A 19,921-nucleotide genomic window follows, 5' to 3' on the forward strand; every position below is an offset into this window, starting at 1 on the left:
GCCGGCCCGCGGGGGGTTCGGCCGGCGTGCGGGTTCAGGCGCGGCCGGCGGCCTTCTGGGTCCGGCGGGACAGGGAGTCGACGACCACGGCGGCGAGCAGCACCGCTCCGGTGATCATGAACTGGATGGCGTTGCTGAGGCCCATGATGTTCATCCCGGACTGGATGGAACCGATCACCAGGGCGCCCAGCAGGGCCGACCAGACCGTGCCCCGGCCGCCGAAGAGGCTGGTGCCGCCGATGACCGCCGCGGCGATGACGTTCATCAGCAGGTTGCCGCCGCCGGAGGTCTGGCTCGCCGACTGGATCTGTCCGGCCAGGAAGATGCCGCCGATCGCGGCCATGGTGCCCGCGATCGAGAAGACGCTCATGCGGACGAACGGCACGCTGATGCCCGCCCGGCGGGCGCCCTCGATGTTGCCGCCGACCGCGAAGACCCGCCGGCCGTAGGTGGTGCGGCGCAGCACGAAGTCCAGGACCACCAGCAGGACCAGGAAGATCAGCAGTGCCAGCGGCAGGCCCCGGTACTGGTTGAGGATGTACGCGGCGGCGAAGGCGATCGCGGCGATGACCACCGTGCGCAGCACGATCTCCGCGACCGGCCGGTACGGCACGCCGGCCGCCCGGCGGCGTCTGGCGTCCAGGAGGGAGGCGGCCAGGAACAGGCCCACTCCCACCGCCGCCGTGACATAGGCGACCAAGGGGCTGTCGAAGATGGTGGAGTAGAGCTTGGAGACCACGCTCTCGCTGGGGATGTTGACCGTGCCGGTGGTGCCGAGCACCTGGAGCATCAGTCCGTTCCAGGCGAGGTTGCCGGCGAGGGTGACGACGAACGCCGGTACCCCGACCTTCGCGAAGAAGAAGCCGTGCAGCAGGCCGACGGCGGCTCCGCCGCCCACGGCGACCAGGAGCGCCAGCCACTGGTTCATCCCGTGCAGGACGTTGAGCACGGCGAAGATCGCGGCGCACAGGCCGCTGACGGAGCCGACCGAGAGGTCGATCTCGCCGAGCAGCAGGACGAAGACGATCCCGACGGCGATCATGCCGGTGCCGACGATCTGCTGGCTCAGGTCCGAGAGGTTCTGCGCCGAGAGGAAGGTGCTGTTGAGGCTGCCGAACACGGTCCAGATGATGATGACGGCGACGACGACGGGGAGGGAACCCAGTTCACCGCTGCGCAGCTTGCGGCGGAACTCGCCGAGGTAGCCCCGCAGGCCCTCCTCGCGGACGAGCAGCCGGGTGTCGACGGCCGGCACGGCGCCGCGGGCCGGCTCCTGGACGGAGGTGTCCGGGGCGGAGGTGTCCGGGGCGGAGGGGTCGTGGCGCCCTTTCTCCCGTCTCATCGTTCGTCCTCCAGCTTGCGGGCCTGGCGGCGGGTGACGGCGCTGTCGGTGGCCCCGGTGATGGCGGAGATGATCTCCTCGGTGCTGGTCGCGCGCTTGTCGAAGAAGCCGTTGTTCCGGCCGAGGCGCATGACCGCGATGCGGTCCGCCACCGCCATGACGTCCACCATGTTGTGGCTGATCAGGATGGTGCCGAGACCGCGGTCGCGGAGCCGCTCGACGAGGTCGAGCACTTCGGCGGTCTGCTCCACGCCGAGGGCGGCGGTGGGCTCGTCCAGGATGACGACCTTCGGCTCGCCGATCAGGGAGCGGGCGATGGCCACGGTCTGCCGCTGGCCGCCGGAGAGGGACGCGACCGGGATGCGGACGCTGGGGATGCGGATGGACAGCGTCTCCAGCAGTTCGCGGGCGCGCTTGTCCATGCGGACCTCGTCGAGGACGCCGAACCGGCGCAGTTCCCGGCCGAGGAAGAGGTTGCCGACCACGTCGAGGTTGTCGCACAGGGCGAGGTCCTGGTAGACGGTGGCGATGCCGAGGTTCTGGGCGTCGTGGGGGCGGCTGATGCCGACCCGGCGGCCCTCCCATTCGATGTCGCCCTGGTCGGGCGGGTTGACCCCGGCGATAGCTTTGACGGCGGTCGACTTGCCGGCGCCGTTGTCGCCGACGAGGGCGACGACCTCACCGGAGTGGACCTCCAGGTCGAAGCCGGACAGCGCCTGGACGGCGCCGAACCGCTTGGAGATGCCCCGCAGTCTCAGCACAGGTGTTTCCGGCAACGTAAAACCGCCTCCTCCGCTCGCCCGCCGGCGCGGGCCCCCTCACCCCCGCCGGCGTGGAACGCCTCGCCCCCGCCGGGCCGGTGGGCGCCCCGCGGAGGGCGGCAACCCTCCGCGGTCGCCTCCGGGGTTACTGGAGACCGGCCGCCTTGCAGGCCGCGGCGTAGGTCGGGGTGCAGATCTCGTTGACGGTGTACATGCCGTCCTTGACGACCGTGTCCTTGATGTTGTTCTTGTGGACGACGATCGGGGTGAGCAGCGTGGCCGGGACCTTGTCGTCACTGCCGCTGGTGACGGTGGTGGGCACCAGGTTCTCCGGGACGGGCTTGCCCTGCGCCAGGTTGACGGCCATCGTGGCGGCGATGTCGGCCTCGGGCTTGTACGGCTTCTGGACCGTGATCGTCTGGGTGCCGAGGAGGATCCGCTGGATGGCGTCGAGCTGGGCGTCCTGGCCGGTCAGCGGCACGTTGATGCCGGCGGACTTGAGGGCGGTGGCGATGCCCGCGGCGAGTCCGTCGTTGGCCGAGTAGACACCGACGATCTTGTCCTTGCCCAGGGCGCTGATGGCGCCGGACATCTGCTGGTTGGCGTTGTTGGGGTCCCAGTTCGGCGTGTCGTACTCCTTGCCGATCTTCACCTTGCCGTCGAGGACGGAGTGGGCGCCGGCCTTGAACTCGGCGGCGTTCGGGTCGGTCGGCGAGCCGTTGTGCATGACGATCTGGCCGTTCTCCGCCTTGTCCCCCAGCGCCTCCAGCAGCGCCCGGCCCTGGAGCTCGCCGACCTTGCGGTTGTCGTACGACACGTACGCGTCGACGGGGCCCTGGGCGAGGCGGTCGTACGCCACGACCTTCACGCCCGCGTCCCGGGCCTTCTGCACGGAGGACTGGATCGACTTGGCGTCCACGGCGTCCAGGATCAGTACCTTGTCACCCTTGGCGAGCGCGGTGTTCACCTGCTGCTGCTGGGTGGTGGCGCTCTCGGCGGCGTTGTAGTAGTCGATCTGCGCGCCGGGCGCCAGCGCCTTGATCTTGGACTCGATGTACGGCCGGTCGAACTTCTCGTACCGCGTGGTCTTGCTCTCCGGCAGCAGCAGACCGATCTTGACGTCGTCCCCCGGCGCGGTGCCGGCGGGCGGCTGGGCCGCACCGGTGGTCGCCACCGCGCCCAGGCTCAGGGCTGCGGCTCCTGCAAGCACTATCGCGCCTCGCAATGGATGAGCCATGGCAGGCTCCTTTCGTGCGGCCGCTTCCTTACCGGGAGGGTGTGGGAGCAAACGTGCACTAATGGCCTTATATCGACATTAACTCATCCACTGGGCGGGGCCTCCCGGCGTCCGGCCGGCGCCCGCCGCCGCCCCGCCCGCACCCCCTGTGAGCAGGGAGGACTCCCACCGGGAGCCGGGCGGCGGGCCCGGCCGGACCCACGGGATCCGGCGGCGGGCCCCCGCCCCCGACCCACGCGACCACCGTCAGGACGTGGGCCGGCCGTCCCGGGGGCCGAAGGTGCGCACCGCCTCGGCGTCCGTGGTGACCGACCGGACGTAGTGCTCGGCCCAGGAGCGGCAGTCGTGGAACCCCGATCCCTTCACCACGGCCTCGACGGCACCGTCGACGTCGAAGGGGGTGTGGTTGAGGTGTACGTGACCGTCCCGCAGCAGCACCCAGGGGCTGCCGGTGCGCCCGTAGGGCATGCCGATGCTCCCCGCGTTGATCACCAGCCGCTGGTCGACGAGCCGCATGAACGGCATGTGCGTGTGCCCGCACACGACGGTCCGCACCTCGTCCGGCAGTTCCGCGAACACCTCCGCCCAGCGCTCCAGGCGGGTGTCCACCAGGACCACCTCCTCGTCGTCCCGCGGGGTCCCGTGGCAGAAGACCACCGGGCCGAACCCGTCGACCTCCAGCGTCACCGGGTGCGGCAGGCCCGCCAGTAACTCCACGTCCTCGTCCCGCAGTTGCCCGGCGGCCCAGAGGTCGATCTCCCACGCCTCGTCGGCCTCCGGCCACTCCCCCCGGGCCATCGCCACCAGCTCGCGGTCCGCGTTCCCGCGCACCAGCACGGCCTTGTCCCCCAGGTCACGCAGCCGGTCGAGCACCTCCACCGGCTGCGGCCCGGCGGCGTGGTCGCCGGTGACGACGATCAGGTCGGCGGCCCGTACGCCGGGCTCCGCCAGTACCGCTTCGAGCGCGGGCAGCACTCCGTGGATGTCGGACAGAACAGCGACACTCGCAACCATGGTGGCCTTTCCGGGGGTTCGTGTCGGTCCGGCGGCCGTGCGCCGGGCGCCGGACGAGGAGTGAGGGGTGAGGGGTGAGGGGTGAGGGTGATCAGGGGGCGGCTTCGGACACCTCCAGGGTGAAGGAGGACAGCACCTCCCTCATGCGGTTCAGGACGACTCCGGAATTCTCCCCCTCGATGTGCACATGTCCCGCACAGGCGCTGGACGCGCGGGGCGGGTCGAGGCGGTCCCCCACGGACGCGGTGAGTTCACCGGACAGCACCCCCGGCATGGCCAGCAGCTCCTCCAGCGGGGTGATCTCCGTGACGACCCCCCGGCGCGCGGGGAGGAGCAGCTCGCCCACCGACCGGGAGCGGGTGTACTCCAGGGGCGGCCGGCGTCCCACGTACACGTCCGCGACGGCGGCCAGCATGTCGAAGCCCCGGGAGAGGCCGTGGCTGACCGGCAGTTCGGCCCCGCCCAGCCGTGCGGCGACCTCGCCCATCACGAACGAGCCGTCCGGCCGGAGGAAGAACTCGGCGTGCAGGTAGCCGTCGCGGTATCCGAGCGCGTCGACCACGCGCCGCGCCACCTCGCGGCCGTCGACGGGCTCCGGTTCCGACGGCGCCAGGGTGATGTCGGCGTTCATGGCGCCGCTGAGGGCGTCCAGCAGCGGTGCCGGGTTGACCGCGATGAACGCGTCCAGCACCTCCCCGCCGTGCACCAGGGCGCACAACTGGTGTTCGGTGCCCCGGACGTACTCCTCCACGATCCACGTCCGCTCCGGCCGGGCGGCGAGCGCGCGGTCGATGGCGGCGAGGTCGTCGGGGCCGGCCTTCCAGGTGTCCACCGAGGAACCGGAGAGGGCGGGCTTCACGACGACCGGCCATCCGTGGCCGCCCGCGAAGTCCTTCACCTCCGCCGCGGAGGTGACCACCCGGAACCGCGCGGCGGGCAGTCCGGCGTCCGCGAACAGTTCCTTCATCGCGGTCTTGTCGGTGGCCCGGCGGACCTGCTCCGGGGAGAGGTGGGGCAGCCCGGCGGCCGCGGCGAACCGGTGCATCGAGGGCTGGGCGGCCTCGTCCGGGTTGCAGAAGTACCGCGGTCGCCGCCCCAGGGCGGCGCACCACGCGCGGAAGCGGGCCGCCTCCCGGTCCGGCGGTGCCGCGTCCCGGAGGACGAAGACGGGCCGGTCGCCGGGTGCCCCGACCGGTGAGCCCTCCGGGCGCAGCAGGACGGTGTCGATGTCCGGCCGGTCCAGTACGTGCCGCGTGAAGCGGCGGCGCCGGCTGACGACCAGGGCCAGTACGGGCCGGCCGCCGCCACCGGGAGCCCGGGCCGGGCCGGGTGCGGGAGCCGGGGCGGGGGCGGGTCCGTCGGCCGGGCCGGGTGCACGAGCGGGTCCGCCGGCCGGGCCGGGGGCGGGGGCGGTCATGGGCCGCCCCCGTCCACCCCGTGGTGCGCGGCGAGCAGCCGGGCCAGCTCCTCCACCACACCCGGCCTGCCCGAGATGTCGATCCTCGTGCGGCGGCGGGACCGCCGGTGCAGCACCGTCCCGCCGCGTGCCCGGACCAGGGCGTGGCCCGCCGCCGTGTCCCACCAGGGGAGCGCCACCGCGATGTGGGCGTCCAGCGCGCCGGTCGCCACCCGGAGGAGGTCGCACGCGGCCGATCCGGTCCGGGACACCTCGTAGCGCCGGCCGACCAGGCGGAGGATCCCGTGGGCCTCGTCCAGCTCCTCCGGTCCGTACGGCAGGGCGACGGCCACCCGGGCGGTGTCGCCCGGCGGGCGCGGCGGGTCGGTGACGTGGCCGTCCGGGGCGCCGTCGCGGAGGGCCATCCACTGCCCGTCGGCCGGCCGGACGATGGCGGCGCCCAGGCAGTCGCCACCGGAGAGCGCCGCGACGCTCACCGCGTAGTGGGGCGACGAGCGGACGAAGTTCGCGGTGCCGTCGAGCGGGTCGATGATCCAGGTCACGCCGGTGTGCCCGGCGCGGTAGCCCGACTCCTCGGCGAGGACCGCGTCCCCGGGCCTGGCCCGGCCGAGCAGGCCGGTGATGACGGACTCGGCCCGGAGGTCCGCCTCGGTCACCAGGTCGTGGGCCCCGCTCTTCTCGTCGACCCGGTAGCCCCGGCGGGCCACGGCGGTGATCTCCGCCGCCGCGTGCCGGGCCATGGTGACCGCGAGCGTTTCGATGTCCGCGACGGTCATCCGGCCACCCCGCCGGTCCCCGGGCCCGTACCGGCCACCGCGCCCGGGCCGTCACTCCGGGCGCTCCCGCGCAGCCGGTCCTGGACCGCCTCGATGACCTGGTCGAGCCGTGACTCGACCTCGGCCTCGGAGTCGCCGCGCACGGTCACGATGGCCGCCGCCTGGTTCCAGCCGGCCGGCCGGGGCATGACGTCGCCGACCCGGAAGCGGAGCTGGGTGTCGATGATCCAGTCGGCGGCCGGCGGTGTCAGGTCGGCCGTCAGCCGCCCGGCGGGCGCGTAGACGAGGGCGTAGCCGGTCAGGTGCGCCGCCGGCGGCGGGGGTTGGGGGACGGTGTCCCCGAGCTGGGCCCTGATGGTCATCTCGTCCAGGTTGACGCCCGTGCGGGACTGGAAGCCGGGGATGATGCCCCCGCCGCCGGGGCGGCCGCCGATCTCGCAGAAGCAGACCTCGTCGGCGTCGAGGAAGACCTCGAGATGGGTGACCCCGCTGAAGTCGGGGTAGCAGGCCAGGACGTCGCGGTTGAACCGCAGCAGGCGGTCCAGCGTCCTTCCGGGACCGACGGCCACGTCCCGGAAGGCCTCCAGCCGGCGGTAGGACGTCGTCTCCTGCACGCTCCGCCCGGCCGTGGCGGCGAGCGGCACCCCGTCGCGGACCACGCTGTCGATGTGGAAGAGGTCGCCGCCGACGCGTTCCTCGACCTCGTACCCGGCCGGGTCCGGCGGTGCCGTGGCCAGGAGGCGGTGCAGGGCGTCCTCGTCGTCCAGGAAGGTGATCCCGGCGGAGCTCTCGCCGCGGCGGGGCTTGACCACCACGCGGCCGTGCCGGCGCAGCAGCCGCCGTGCGTCCGGTTCGGTGAAGGGCGCGAAGTCCGGGACGCGTACGCCGTGGTCGCGGAGGTGCTCCTTCATCGTCACCTTGTCGCGGTACCGCAGGACCTGGCGTTCGGTGGGTCCCGGAACGCCGAGGCGGTCCCGCAGCCGGGCGGCGGCCAGCAGGAGGCCCTCGCTGATGGCGACGACACCGTCCAGGGCGTTCCCGGCCGTGGTGTGGTGGAAGCGAGCCGCCGCGTCGAGGAGCGCTTCGTCACCGCGCGGGACGCCGGTGATCGCGGCCAGCTCGTCGCCGTGGGCCTGGTCCACCTTGCGGATGTCGGTGACCAGCCGGACGCGGTTGCGGTCCGCCGGCAGGAAGGGGCGGCCGTCGGTGTCCCGGTAGTACCGGTAGCCGATGTGGTCGAGTACGAGGACGTCTCTGATCCGGTCACTCATGGCGGCAGTACTCCGCGTACCGGGCGGCCAGCTCCACGGCCGCTTCCTCGACGTCGGCAAGGGCGAGTTCCTTGCAGTGGTGGCCGAGTTCGGTGCGCATGACCTCCACCGCCTCCTCGGTGAACTCCACCAGGCCGTCCTCCCCGATGCGGGCGATCCCGTCGTGGCGCTGGCCGTCCAGGTTGATCTCCACGGCGGCCCGCCGGTCCAGTCCGGGCGGCAGGTCGAGCGCGGTCCCATCCGGGGTGATGCGCACCGGGTAGCCCCCGGGCAGCCCGTGCCAGCCGGGCGCGTGGACGGTCGCGGTGGTGCCGGTGACGAGCGGTTCGAGCACGCTGAGGGCGGAAGCGGCGGTCATCATCTGTCCTTCCCGGCCGCCGGTCCGGCGGTAGTCGGTCCGCATGCGGTGGAACAGGGTGTCCGTCGGCAGGGCGGCGGTGACGTCGTCGGTGCCGCGCCGGAAGGTCAGGTCGAAGGCCGCCCCGCCGCTGTCGCCGGTGCGGGAGATCCGGTGGCTGACGAAGTGGTGGGCCACGAAGCGGGGCTGGACGTCGGCCGGTGCGCAGCCGAGGTGTTCCGCGGCGATGGCCGCCAGCGCGGGGACCGAGTTGGCCACGTTGCCGATGCCCAGGTGCGGGCTGAGTCCGGCTCCGTGGAGGGCCGGGTGCACCGCGTCGGGGTAGGCGGCGTTCACCACGGTGGCGTGGCTGCCGGCGGCTCGTACCGCCCTCATCAGTTTGAGCACCGGGTCCAGGTGCATGGGCAGCCAGGGACCGAAGTGGGCGGCGCTGATACGGGCGAAGCGGTCCGGCGGTAGCTGGGACAGCACGTGCCAGGACTGCCGGCTGGCGGCGGCGAAGACGATGTCCGGGGCGAACCGGGCGATGGCCTCCGCGGTGCCGGCCACGTCGTCCAGGTCCTGGACGAGGGGTTCGACGGGGCAGGACCGGCCCAGTTGGGCGGCCGAGAGGGACACCATGTTGGCCGTGCGGACGACGAGGTCCTCCGTGCGGCCGAGCACTCCCAGGTGCCGTGACCACCCCGGTCCGGCCGGTCCGGCCGGACCGGCCAGTCCGTGCAGTACGCGGACGGCGAGGTCGCCGCAGCCGACGACGAGGATGCGGACGGGACGGCCGTCGTCCCGTGGGGGATGGTTCGGTGTCATCGTGTCCGCTCCCCCGTTCATGACGGCCGCCCGGTGAGGCGGGGGACGAGCCGGGAGGTGTTGGCGGCCAGCTTGGCGGCGGGGGCGAGGTCCTCGAACCCGGCCAGCCAGCCGTCGGCCTCGACGGTGTCCCAGTGGGGGTAGTCGGAGCCGAACAGCACCGAGTCGGCGCCCAGTCGGCGTACCGCCCAGGTCACGTGCTCCTCCCCCGGGTCGGGCACCACGGCGAAGTGCTCGCGGAAGATGTCGGTGGGGTTCGTCGTCCCTCCGGAGAGCCTCTTCGTGTGGCTGGTGAGCCGGCCCAGCACGCTGGGGATCCAGGCGATGCCGGATTCCAGCATGACCACGTTCAGCCCGTCGGGCAGCCCGTCGGGCCGCGTGACCAGGTCGGCGAGGGCGATCATGTGTTCGCCCATGTGCCCGAAGGCGTGGGTCATGGCGTAGTCCTCGTAGGCGTCGGCCAGCGGCGACCACTGGTAGCACCCGGTGCCCCCGTGGACGAACAGCGGCAGCCGGAGCCGGGCCGCCGTCTCGAGCAGCGGTGTCACGGCCGGGTCGTTGAGCCGTACGGAGGGGGTGCGGCCGGTGGGCCGGACCACCACACCGACCAGGTTGTCGTCGTCGGCGTACCGGCGCAGCGTCTCCTCGCTCCACCGGGGGTCCTCGACGGAGGCGAGGAAGGCCCATGTGAGCGGGAGGGAGGACCGGGCACAGGACCGCGAGGCGAGCCGGTTGTAGCCGTCGAGCAGCCGCAGACGGGTCTCCGGGTCGTCGACCGCCTGCACCGAGAGGCCGACGAAGCCGGGCTGGAGCACGGCCGCGGCGATGGAGTGCTTGGTCATGAAGTCGGCGCGGTCCGCGTCCTCGCCGGGTCCGATGAGGTGGCCGAGGCCCTTGGGGTTGCCGTGGCCGCGGCCGTCGGGCCGGGGGAACAGCCGGTCGCCGAGGCGCAGCCGGGTCACTCCCGCCTCGGTGACGACCTGGGGGGCCTCGGCGGGGGTGAACCCGATGTCCGTCCAGAGCTCGGGCAGGTGGTCGGTGAAGTGGGTGTCGCAGTCGTACAGGTGGTTGTCCGGCACGGTGTCTCCGCCTCTCTTCAGTGGGTTCCGGGGTGCGTGCGACGGGGGCCCGCTCCCGGTGTGAGGTGTTCGCCGCCGGCGAGCCAGTCGAGCCCGGCCTCCAGGTCGGTCCCCAGGTCGTCCGCGACGCGCCGCACCACGTCGGTGGTCAGCGTCGCGGGCGACAGGCCGTCCAGGGTGCGCCGGGCTTCGTCGCCCAGGGCCGCGGGCTCGTTCAGCAGGCGTTTGGTGATGGGGTACCAGTGGCCGCGGGCGATCAGCGCGGCGTGGGCGGCCGAGGTGGCCGCGGCGAGTACGTGGCCGAGGGCCCCCACCCGCTCCCCCGCCGTGACGTGGTCGACCGCCAGCAGCAGAGCGCACGCGGCGCGCCCCCGCCACCACGGCACGGCGGTGCGGACGAGTTCCGCCGGGCAGGGCGGAGCGCCGACGTCGCCGTGCACGGGCGCCGACAGCGCCGCTTCGCTCAGCAGGATGTACGACGGCACACCGCCGGCGGTCTTGGGGTACGCGTGGACGGTGAACGTCCCCCGGGCCGCGCGCCGTTCCTCGTGGCGCAGCCGCGCGATGGGGCGGAAGCAGACGTCGATCCGGGGCGAGAGGGGGATCGAGAGTTCGGCCTCCTCCAGTGGGTGGTCCTCGTTGGCGGTGGCGTACTCGACGGGCCCGTGGCGGTCCTGGTCGGGGGGCAGCAGGGGGCGCAGCTCCGTGAGGGCCGGCAGGTCGTCGACGTACACGAGGAGGTCCCAGTCGCTGTCGGGGCGGGTGGGCCCGCCCCGGGCACGGGAGCCCCCGACGCGGACGGACCGCACGGTGGGGAGCCCGGCCAGGCCGTCGACGACCTGCCGGACGGCCGGGGGGAGGTCGGGGACGCGGGGGCTGTGGTCGGTGGTCACGGTCACTCTCCCTTGGGGGCGTGGCCCTGGCCGGCGAGATAGGCGGCGGCCGGCCGGCCGTGTGCGGTGGAGGGGAGCCGGTGCAGCAGGTCGGCGGAGTACCGCTCGATCAGGGCGAAGGTCTCCGGCCGCGGTTCCGTGCCGCCGCCGAGCAGCGTGCGCGCCTCCCGGAGCAGCAGGGGGCCCTCCGGGTCGGCGGCCAGGGCGGCGCCGACGTTGCGGCCGAGGTTCTTCACCTCGTGCAGCACGCGCCCGCCGGCGGCCAGGGCACTGACGAGGAGGTGTTCGACCGCCAGGCGCAGCAGGACGGAGGCGTCGAGCGGCAGGCCGTCGGCGAGGGCCGTCACGGCCTTGCGGTGGAAGTGCACCGCCGTCAGGTAGGTGGTGGCGCAGTGGAACGCGGGCAGCCAGCGCAGTCCCATCCGGTCGCGCCACTCGGCGACGACGCGGTCGCCGTGCAGGATCCGGCCGGCGCGGAGCCGGGCGAGGAAGCGGATCTCCAGGGTGTCCAGGACGGGCAGTTCGAGGTCGGGTGTGCTCGGGTCCTGGAGGCGGGCCATGCCTCTCGCGAGGCCGGCCAGGTCGTCCATCCGGTCGGGGCGCAGCACGTCCATGTTGACGGCCGGGTCGTGCTCGTAGAGGTAGTTGCGGGCCAGGCCCATGGGGCGGAGCACCGGCTCCTCGGGGCCGCCGGCGGGTACCCAGTCGTCCGGGGCGCCGATCACCAGGACGTTGACGTTGGAGCCGCGCATGGCGACGCCTTCGGCGGTGGAGCCCGCCAATAGCACCCCGCTGCCGGCGGGCCAGGAGAAGCGCCGGGCCAGCGGGCCGGCGAGTTCGTCGGTCATCGGGTCCTCATTTCCGGGATCCGGCGGGCGGGCCGTACGAGCAGGACGGCCGGGACGCCGATCAGGCCGCCCAGGGCGGCGACGAGCAGTGCGGTGCTCGTGGAGGTGGTGCTCGCGAACGCCCCCGTCAGGGAGTACGAGAGCGGCACGAGCACCTGGGACAGCGCCCAGTCGATGCCGAACATGCGGGACACGTACGCCCGGGGCACGGCGGTCTGGAGGAGGGCGCCCCACAGCACCGCCGACACCGCGAGCGCCGCGTTGATCACGAAGCTGCCGATCAGCGCGGGCAGCAGCGAGGAGTGGAAGGTGAAGCCCACCAGTCCGCCCGCCATGACCCCCCAGGCGAGGTACAGCGAGACCAGGGCGCGGCCGTCGAGCGACTTCGCGCCGACGGCGAGTGCCCCCGCGATCTGGCCGACCCCGCCGACGGCCAGGACGAGGCCGTAGGCCCCGGCGCCCCGGGCCATGTCGTTGTGCAGGACGTAGGGGACGAGGACGTTCCAGGGTCCCATCACGCAGATGACGGTCACCGCGCCGGCGGTGAAGGCGTACAGCAGCCACGGGTGCGCCCGGACGTACCGCAGGCCGTCGAGGCTTTCCGCCAGCAGGCCGGCCGGTGTCCGTTCGCCCTGGGGCCTGCGTTCGGCCCCCACGGCGAGCAGGAAGCCGAAGGACACGAGGAAGGTGGCCGCGTCCAGGACGAACACCCATTCCGCGCCCGTCGTGGCGACCAGGGCGCCGCCCGCGACCGGACCGATCAGCCGCCACATCAGGGGGCGTACGACCTGGTCGGCGGCGTTGGCACCGACCAGGTACTCGGCCGGCACCAGGGACTGCACCATGGTGTTGAACGCCGGGACGAAGGCGGCCTCGGCGGCGGAGAACACCGCGAGCCCGACCAGCAGGTGCCAGGTGGTGAGCAGGTCCAGCATGCCGAGCACACCGATCGCCGCCAGCACGAGTGCCCGCACGAGGTCACCGGTGAGCATCACCAGGCGGGCCCCGTACCGGTTCACGCACGCTCCGGCGACCAGCGCCACGGGCAGTGCGGTCAGCGCCATCACCACGCCGATCGTGGCCAGGGCGGAGGTGGTGTTGCTGAGCGAGAGCACCAGCCACGGCAGGGCGACGAACATCATGCCGTCGCCGAGCAGGGAGGAGGCGAACCCGGCCCACAGGAGCCTGAAGTTCCGGTCGCGGAACGGCTGGAGCTGGGGCCGGTCCGCCAGACGCGACAGCAGTGCCGCCCGTCGTCCGTGCGTCACGCGGGGCCCCCTGCCTCCTCGGCCAGCTCGAACAGGCAGTGCCAGTGGAACGATCCGGGGGCCGTGTGCTCGTGGTCGTGGGCCATGAGGAGGGCCGCGGGCCGGTGCAGGGAGATCAGCTCGGCCGCGTCGCAGTAGTGGTGCGGATGGACCTTGTCGTCGGTGGCATCGGGCTGCACAAACGTTCCTTCGCCGACCTCGACGCCCTTGCCGCAGCCGTGGTTGCGGCGCGACAGCATGGTCACCTGGTACAGCCCTCCCGGCCTCAGCACCCGGTGGATCTCCCGGACGGTGGCCCGTACCGCCTCCCGGTCGCCGTGGTAGATGGCGTTGTACGCCAGCACGTAGTCGAAGTGGCCGTCCTCGTAGGGCAACCGATCCATGGGCCCGACGCGGAGGTCGACGTCAACGCCGGCTTCGCCGGCCGCCGCCCGGGTGTGCTCGATCGCGGTGTCGCTGGCGTCCACCGCCCACGTGTCGAAGCCCGCCCCGGCGAGGAAGACGGCGTGCCGGCCGACGCCGCAGGCCAGGTCGAGGACCCGGCGGACCCCGCGCTCGCGCAGCAGGTCGACGGTTCCGGCGACCCACGGGTCGACCGTGGACCAGTCGGCGCGTCCCCCGCTGGTCTTCCACACCTCGTCCCAGTGGCGGTGTGCGGTGGTGCTGTCGGTGGGCGTGTGGTTCATGCCTGCTCCTGGATGCTGACGAGTTCGCGGCCGAGGTCGGTGACGGAGGGGGTGCCGAGGAGGGCCATCGTGTGGTCCAGCTCCTCCACGAGGGACCGCAGCACGGCCGCCGCCCCTTCTTGGCCGTTCGCGGCCAGGCCCCACAGCACCGGCCTGCCGGCGAGTACGGCGCGCGCCCCGAGGGCCAGCGCCGAGGCGATGTGGGTGCCGTTGCGCACACCCGAGTCGAACAGGACCGGTACGCGGTCGCCGACGGCGGCCACCACGTGCGGCAGGGCGTCCACCGCCGCCACGTGGCGGTCCGACTGGCGCCCGCCGTGCGTGGACACCTGGATCGCGTCCGCGCCCGCGTCCACGGCGCGCACGGCGTCCTCCGGGTGCAGGACTCCCTTGACGACCAGCGGGAGCCGGGTGCGTGAGCGCAGCTCCGCCAGGTCGCGCCAGGAAACCGCCGGGTCCGGGAACACCTCCGCGAGGAGCCCTTCCTCGGTCAGGGAGGGCGTCCGGCGCCTGCGGTGTGCGAGGACGTCGGTGAAGACCGGGTCCCGCACGATCGCCGGGGGCGCCGCGTCGAACCGCCGGAAGCCGTTGCGGGCGTCCCTGGTGCGGCGGCCGACGAGCGGGACGTCCACGGTGCACACCAGGGCGCTCGCACCGGCCTGTTCGGCCCGGCGCACCATCGACCAGCTGATGGCGCGTTCCCCCAGCAGGTACACCTGCTGCCACCAGCAGTCGGGGGCGGCCTCCGCGACCTCCTCGACGGTGCGCGAGGCGAACATGGAGAGGGTGAAGCCCAGGTCCAGCGACCTCGCGGCGGCCGCGGTGGCACGCTCGGCCTCGGGGTGGCACAGGGCCTGGAGACCCATCGGGGTAACGAGCAGCGGGGCGGCCAGCCGCTTGCCGAACAGTTCGGTCCCGGTGCTGCGTTCCGAGACGTCGCGCAGCACCCGGGGCGTGAGGGTCAGCGCGTCCAGGCGCTCGGTGTTGCGGCGCATCCCCGCCTCGTCACCGGCACCGCCGGCGCAGTAGTCGAAGGCCGCCTCGGTCATCAGGGCGCGGGCCCGCTCCCGGTCCGGTCCCGCCTCCGCCACCGCCCGGGTCGCCGTGTCGGCCGCCGGGCGCGGCGCCGGCCGGGCGGCGGACGGGACCGGGGGTGCGGGGCGGGTCGTCCGGGGGGCATCCGTCCGTGCCGGCGGGGGCTCCTCGTCGAGGGCGCGGCTCCGCTCGGCGAGCTCGAACAGGCGTTCCACATCTGCCAGTTCGGTGGACACCGCGTCCAGGCGCCGGGACGCCACCACCTCGTGCAGCACCCGCGAGGTCTGCGCCACCAGGCTGCGCATGACGACGTTGGCGAAGATGACGGTCACCGGCCCGTGCGCGGCAAAGGCCTCGGCGTCCGTCCCGGGCAGGACGGTGGGCGCGAGCACCATCGGGCGGATCGGCGCGATCCGCTCCACGACGGGCAGCAACTGCCCGGCGCTGGCCCGGTTCGCCTGGGCGAACAGGGCGTCCGCGCCGGCGTCGGCGTACCGGCGCAACCGGTCGACGGCCGCGTCCACGCCGTGCCCGGCCACCAGTGCCTCCGTCCGGGCGATCACCTGGATCGAGCGGCGGGCGGCCACCATGGCGGAGATGCGTCCGGCGAACGCCTCGGGGTCCATGAGCGCCCGGCCGCCGAACCTGTCGTCGAGCGAGTTGCGTTTGGGGAAGAGGTTGTCCTCGACGCAGATCGCGTCGGCGCCCGCCTCCTCGTAGAGCTTCGTCGCCAGGACGGCCAGTTCGTCGGAGCCTCTGCCGGTGTCGGCGTCGACGTAGATCGGCAGGGAGGTCGCCGCCCGTACGGAGCGGATGATCCCGGCGATCTCGTGCGGCTCCAGGACCTCGCGGTCAGGCACCCCGCGGCTGGTGGACATCTCCAGGCTGCCCAGCCACAGGACGTCGGCGCCGGCTTCCTCCGCCAGCAGCGCGGTGATCGGGCTGTGCACACCTATGCCGATGCGCAACTCGTTCATAAGGCCACCTCATTCCGGACGGTGTCGCTCGTGCGAAGACTGGCGGTGAACCTGCGGGTGATCTCGGCCGGGTGGAACGGCACCCGGGGCGGGGGCGGTCCGGAGTCGACGGCCGTCCGCACGTGGATGAAGCCGGTGTGCTTCCCGGCGATCGCCCCGGAAAGCGCGTCGGAGAGCGCGTCGCCGTCCCTCACGGACGCCACCGTCGTGTAGCCGGCGGCCCGCGCCGCCGTGGTGAAGGAGAAGCCGGGGGCGGGGGTCCGCTGGCCGCCGGTGCTCTCGTAGGCCTCGTTGTCCAGGACGATGTGCACCAGCGTCCCGCGGGCCGCCGGGGCGAGTGCCGTCCCGGAGAGGCCCATGAGGGCGTTGCCGTCGCCCTCCACCGCCAGCGCGGGGATGCCGGACCGCCGGGAGAAGCCGATGGCCAGGGGGAGGGCGAGGCCCATGCTGCCCATCATGTAGAAGTTCCGCGCGCGGTCCTCCAGGGCGTACAGCGCCCGCGGGTTGAGCCCGTTGCCGATGAACACGGCGGCGTCCTCGGCCCCGGCCGCCCGGGCGATGCGGGCGAGTGCGTCGTCTCTGGTCAGCACGGGAGTCTCACTCTCCTTCCGGTGCGCAGAGCACCGCGACGGGTCCGCCGGTGCCGGCCGCCGTCGCGCGGGCGGTGCGCAACCGCTCCGCGACGCCGGCGGGGTCGCCGAACCGGCAGCGCAGCACCGGGATGCCGAGCGCTTCGAGCACGGCGGGGGCCGGTACGCCGATGACGTTGTGGTGGGGCACGTCCTGCCCGTCGTGGCCCGCCCAGGACACCAGGAGGACCAGGGGTGTCCGGTACACCAGTGCCAGGCTGGTCAGGGCGTCGACGCAGGTGCCCAGGCCGGCGCTCTTCATGAACACCAGGGGGGTCGCGCCCGCCAGGTGGGCGCCCACGGCGAGCGCGACGCAGTTGTCCTCGCGGGTGCCCGGGACGTAGCACTCGGCCGCGCGCCCGTGCCGTTCCAGTGCGCCGAGGAACCCGCCCAGATACGAGTCGGGCACGCCGGTGATGAAGTCGTACCCGGCCGCGAACACCTCCTCGACCAGTGCGGAGTCCTCCTCCGCCCGCTGTGCGGCGTTCATGTGCACGACCGGTCCTCCCGTCCGCCGGTGAGGGCCGGGCTCCCCTTGAGGTCCCGGACCCAGATGTCCCGTGCCGCTCCGCGGCAGCCCCGCCACTTCTTGCTCCGTTCGAAGCCGAGGCCGTAGTCGACGAGCCGCACGCCCTCCCGCTGCGCCGCCCGCACCGGGGCGTAGAACATGGCGTCGAAGTAGGTCCTTCGGGAGGCCGGGTTCTCGTAGTCGAAGCCGCACCAGAACACGTGCCACTGTTCGCCGTGGCCGATGAAGAGGCTGAAGCCCACCACGTCGCCGTCCGCCGTGGTGCTGTGGAACAGCCGGAGGCGGTCGGCGGGGAAGAGCGACGTCAGCCTCTCCAGCCGGGACCGCTCGATGTCCTCCGTGCTGTAGCCCCCGTACTTCCCGACGAGCCGCAGCCGCAGCCGCAGCTCCGTCCCGCCGAGTCCGGCCGCCTCTGCCGGTGCCGTGCGGACCCCCGCCCGGGCCAGGTCGCGCACGTCCCACCGGACCTTCTGGCGGCTGGTCTTGGTGAGGCCCGCGACGTAGTCGTCGAAGGTGCCGGGCGGGACGTCGAGGAGGGAGCGGACGGTTCCGGGCACGTGGTGCCAGCCCGGATCGGCGCGCAGGACGGCCGGCAGGACGGGCCCGGCGGCATAGAGCACGGCGGCGCACACGGCACCGGCGTCCCGGGCCCAGCGCACGACGGCGTCCAGGAGGTCCCGTACCGCTTCGGCGGCCGGTTCCCCGGCGGTCACCACCTCGGCGTCGTAGCCGGGCTGAACGATCGCGAGGAAGGGGAACAGGTCCGCCCGGGCGGGTGGCGGGACGGCCGTCCTGTGCTGGTCGGGGAAGACCGGCGGGTCGCGGAACAGGAGGTCGTGGATGTTGAACGCCTCGTAGCAGTGCGGGTCCTCGATGAGGTATCCGGTGGTGGCGGCGACGGTGACGCCGTCCTGCACGAGCCGGAACCAGTGGGCGGTGCCCGGCGGCCGGTCCCCCATCATCGTCAGCCAGGCGGGGGAGGTCAGGAACGTCCGGTCCGGCCACCGCGGGGGGAGGGACTGGTCGACGACGAGCGTCCGGGCGGGCGCCGTGCGTACGTCCGCTTCCGTACGCGTCACCGCGCCCCCCACCGGACGGGGCACGAACCGGTCAGCGGCCGGCCGTCGATCGCGGGGAAGTACTGTTTCCATTTCTCCGTGGTGGAACCCGTACCGTCGCCGGAGTCGGCGAGCAGGGGAACGTTCTCGTAGGCGGCCAGGCTCCGGCGAATGCGTTTCTTCGCCGCCCGTCCGGCCGGTGTGGATCCGCTGATGGAACGGAAGACCATGCGCGATTGCACTCCTATCACCAGGCATTCGCCGAGGACGCGGCTGCGCCGGGGGCCGTAGGCCGGGCAGGTACCGAAGGTGAAGAGCGCTTCTCCGGCGAAAGTGAATTCCCACTTCGGGTCGTCCGGGTCGTCCGGCACGTCCGGGGGCTGTGGATCCCGGTCGCACGCGTGCAGTCCGGAAAGCACCTGCCAGAACACGTCCCGGTACCAGGAGAAGGCGCGACCGGGGGCCGGCGGGCCGACCATGATGAGGAGCGAAAGACGTTCCTCCGGGAGACCGCGCTGAAGGGCGATGAATTCCTCCAGGTCCCGTGCCACGGCTTCCGCTTCGGCACCGGAATCACGCCCCAGATCCCAGTACGTGTAGTGGTTGGAGTTCCCGCTCTCGCCGATGACGCCGAAATGGCAGGGGTACGGGGCGGGCCGGGTCGCCAGCAGGGTGTCGCGGACCCGCCGGTGCTCGCGGGCGGCCCACCCGGGCACGGTGGCGGGGACGGCCCGACCGCTCGTCCAGAGCCTCGGCGTCCTCGTCTCACCCATGGGTGCTGCCGGCCGGGGTCGCCGCGGGGGCCGGGTCCGCCCCGGAGTGCACGACGGGCGGGAAGTACTGGGAGGTCGAGAGCACCGCCCGGGACCAGTCGTCGACCTCGATGCCGTGTCCCCGCAGCGAGGTCCACAACCGGTGCGTGTCCAGCGGCGGGTCCTCGGGGGTGAAGCGGGAGGCGAGCGCCCGCCGCACGAGCAGGTCCGCGGCACCGTCCAGCCCCTTGGCGAACCGGGCCACGAGGTGGTCGTCCAGGGGCCCGTCGCCGAGCAGCTCCAGGTCACGGGCCAGGGGGGCGGCCTCGGACGGGGGCAGCAGCTCCCAGAGGTACGCGATCACGGTACGCCGGAACTGGTCGCGCACCTGGAGGAATCCCCGGCCCTCACGGGCGCCCTGGGGCCGGTCGAGCAGTCCGGCGAGCACCCGTGCCCCGGGGGTCGCCGGCCGGGTGTGGCTCTCCGGCAGCTCGCTGCGGCCGAGGTTGTTCCACTCCCGCGCGAAGAAGGTCCGCCAGTCCAGCTCGGCCTCCTCCGGGCTGTCGGAGGCGTGCAGGAGACCGAGGATGGTGTTCACGGCGCCGTAGCGGCGGCGGAGCGACGACTCGGGCGCCCGTTCCAGGGGGCCGGAGCCCTTCAGGTCGGTGAACCGCTGGTGGATGCCGGGCGATCCGCGCAGCAGCAGGGCCAGTGACGGCCCCAGACCGTACAGCGCGTCGATCGCCCGGTACCGGTAGGTCCCGAAATGGATCCGCTTGGCCGCCAGGTCGTCGTAGATGGTGTCCAGCAGGAGACTTCCGGGTTGCACCACCCTGGCCGCGACTTCTTCGCAGCCGGTGCCCAGTAATTCGTCGACGATGCGGCGCCCCAGGCCCCGGACGAAGGAATCAGGGCTCACCACCACTACTGCTGAGCGGGACCAGTCCACCGTTGTTATTTCCTTTCACGCATGCATGAACAGCTTCCAGAAGCATTCGTTCGCGAGGCAGGTGAAGCGGAGAAGGGACGTTGCGGTCGGATGTGTCGGACGTGCCGGACCACGGTGGCCGCCGGTATGGGCGACAGCCCCGTCCGTGCGATCGGTGAAGGGCGTGTGGAGGAATGGTGACCACCCTCGCTCGCACCGCTCACGGCCTTCCCGTGCCGGAAGTGCCGATTTCACC

19 protein-coding genes are annotated in these 19,921 nt (G+C 73.1%); all 19 read right to left on the bottom strand.

The genetic code is table 11. The features are described 5' to 3' along the window. Positions 1-34: 34 nt before the first annotated feature. On the bottom strand, positions 35-1,342 hold the full coding sequence (locus ACZ7LK_RS12615) for a sugar ABC transporter permease (RefSeq protein ID WP_471140177.1): 1,308 nt from the start codon (positions 1,340-1,342) through the stop codon (positions 35-37). Beyond that, positions 1,339-2,118 carry an ATP-binding cassette domain-containing protein gene (locus ACZ7LK_RS12620; protein WP_392272887.1) on the bottom strand — a complete coding sequence of 260 codons (780 nt, stop codon included), beginning with the start codon at positions 2,116-2,118 and terminating at the stop codon, positions 1,339-1,341. The genes ACZ7LK_RS12615 and ACZ7LK_RS12620 overlap by 4 nt, the downstream gene beginning before the upstream one ends. Positions 2,119-2,248: 130 nt before the next feature. Further along, positions 2,249-3,340, bottom strand: coding sequence for a sugar ABC transporter substrate-binding protein (locus tag ACZ7LK_RS12625; protein WP_392272886.1), 1,092 nt, complete (start codon positions 3,338-3,340; stop codon positions 2,249-2,251). 246 nt (positions 3,341-3,586) lie between these two features. Next, entirely contained in the window at positions 3,587-4,354 is a 768-nt protein-coding gene (locus tag ACZ7LK_RS12630) for a metallophosphoesterase family protein (protein WP_392272885.1), read from the bottom strand. A 91-nt stretch (positions 4,355-4,445) separates the two neighbouring features. Next, positions 4,446-5,771: an ATP-grasp domain-containing protein gene (locus ACZ7LK_RS12635; protein WP_471140181.1), complete on the bottom strand. Its 1,326-nt coding sequence runs from the start codon at positions 5,769-5,771 to the stop codon at positions 4,446-4,448. Beyond that, positions 5,768-6,547, bottom strand: a complete 780-nt coding sequence (locus tag ACZ7LK_RS12640; protein WP_471140183.1) for an inositol monophosphatase family protein — start codon at positions 6,545-6,547, stop codon at positions 5,768-5,770. Before ACZ7LK_RS12640 ends, ACZ7LK_RS12635 begins: the two co-directional genes overlap by 4 nt. After that, positions 6,544-7,818, bottom strand: coding sequence for an ATP-grasp domain-containing protein (locus ACZ7LK_RS12645; RefSeq protein ID WP_471140186.1), 1,275 nt, complete (start codon positions 7,816-7,818; stop codon positions 6,544-6,546). Before ACZ7LK_RS12645 ends, ACZ7LK_RS12640 begins: the two co-directional genes overlap by 4 nt. Then, a complete protein-coding gene (locus ACZ7LK_RS12650) occupies positions 7,811-8,983 on the bottom strand; it encodes a hypothetical protein (protein WP_471140189.1) in 1,173 nt (390 codons plus the stop codon). Before ACZ7LK_RS12650 ends, ACZ7LK_RS12645 begins: the two co-directional genes overlap by 8 nt. Positions 8,984-9,000: 17 nt before the next feature. Beyond that, positions 9,001-10,062, bottom strand: coding sequence for an amidohydrolase family protein (locus ACZ7LK_RS12655; RefSeq protein WP_392272880.1), 1,062 nt, complete (start codon positions 10,060-10,062; stop codon positions 9,001-9,003). A 17-nt stretch (positions 10,063-10,079) separates the two neighbouring features. Further along, positions 10,080-10,955, bottom strand: coding sequence for a nucleotidyltransferase domain-containing protein (locus ACZ7LK_RS12660; RefSeq protein WP_392272879.1), 876 nt, complete (start codon positions 10,953-10,955; stop codon positions 10,080-10,082). 2 nt (positions 10,956-10,957) lie between these two features. Then, positions 10,958-11,803 (bottom strand): hypothetical protein, encoded by an 846-nt coding sequence (locus ACZ7LK_RS12665; RefSeq protein ID WP_471140193.1) that lies wholly within the window; start codon positions 11,801-11,803, stop codon positions 10,958-10,960. Beyond that, entirely contained in the window at positions 11,800-13,071 is a 1,272-nt protein-coding gene (locus tag ACZ7LK_RS12670; RefSeq protein ID WP_392272877.1) for an MFS transporter, read from the bottom strand. Before ACZ7LK_RS12670 ends, ACZ7LK_RS12665 begins: the two co-directional genes overlap by 4 nt. Further along, positions 13,068-13,757 (bottom strand): class I SAM-dependent methyltransferase, encoded by a 690-nt coding sequence (locus ACZ7LK_RS12675; RefSeq protein WP_392272876.1) that lies wholly within the window; start codon positions 13,755-13,757, stop codon positions 13,068-13,070. Before ACZ7LK_RS12675 ends, ACZ7LK_RS12670 begins: the two co-directional genes overlap by 4 nt. Beyond that, positions 13,754-15,769, bottom strand: coding sequence for an alpha-hydroxy-acid oxidizing protein (locus ACZ7LK_RS12680; protein ID WP_471140197.1), 2,016 nt, complete (start codon positions 15,767-15,769; stop codon positions 13,754-13,756). Before ACZ7LK_RS12680 ends, ACZ7LK_RS12675 begins: the two co-directional genes overlap by 4 nt. Then, positions 15,766-16,359, bottom strand: coding sequence for a thiamine pyrophosphate-dependent enzyme (locus ACZ7LK_RS12685; RefSeq protein ID WP_471140200.1), 594 nt, complete (start codon positions 16,357-16,359; stop codon positions 15,766-15,768). The genes ACZ7LK_RS12680 and ACZ7LK_RS12685 overlap by 4 nt, the downstream gene beginning before the upstream one ends. A 7-nt stretch (positions 16,360-16,366) precedes the next feature. After that, positions 16,367-16,888, bottom strand: a complete 522-nt coding sequence (locus tag ACZ7LK_RS12690; protein WP_392272873.1) for a hypothetical protein — start codon at positions 16,886-16,888, stop codon at positions 16,367-16,369. Further along, positions 16,885-18,006 carry a GNAT family N-acetyltransferase gene (locus ACZ7LK_RS12695; protein WP_471140203.1) on the bottom strand — a complete coding sequence of 374 codons (1,122 nt, stop codon included), beginning with the start codon at positions 18,004-18,006 and terminating at the stop codon, positions 16,885-16,887. The genes ACZ7LK_RS12690 and ACZ7LK_RS12695 overlap by 4 nt, the downstream gene beginning before the upstream one ends. Further along, on the bottom strand, positions 18,003-18,758 hold the full coding sequence (locus ACZ7LK_RS12700; RefSeq protein WP_469463294.1) for a YqcI/YcgG family protein: 756 nt from the start codon (positions 18,756-18,758) through the stop codon (positions 18,003-18,005). The genes ACZ7LK_RS12695 and ACZ7LK_RS12700 overlap by 4 nt, the downstream gene beginning before the upstream one ends. Next, complete coding sequence (locus ACZ7LK_RS12705) at positions 18,751-19,656, bottom strand: nucleoside-diphosphate kinase (protein WP_471140206.1); 906 nt, start codon at positions 19,654-19,656, stop codon at positions 18,751-18,753. The genes ACZ7LK_RS12700 and ACZ7LK_RS12705 overlap by 8 nt, the downstream gene beginning before the upstream one ends. Positions 19,657-19,921: the final 265 nt, after the last annotated feature.

It is taken from the genome of Streptomyces sp. NPDC039423 (genome assembly GCF_055598725.1).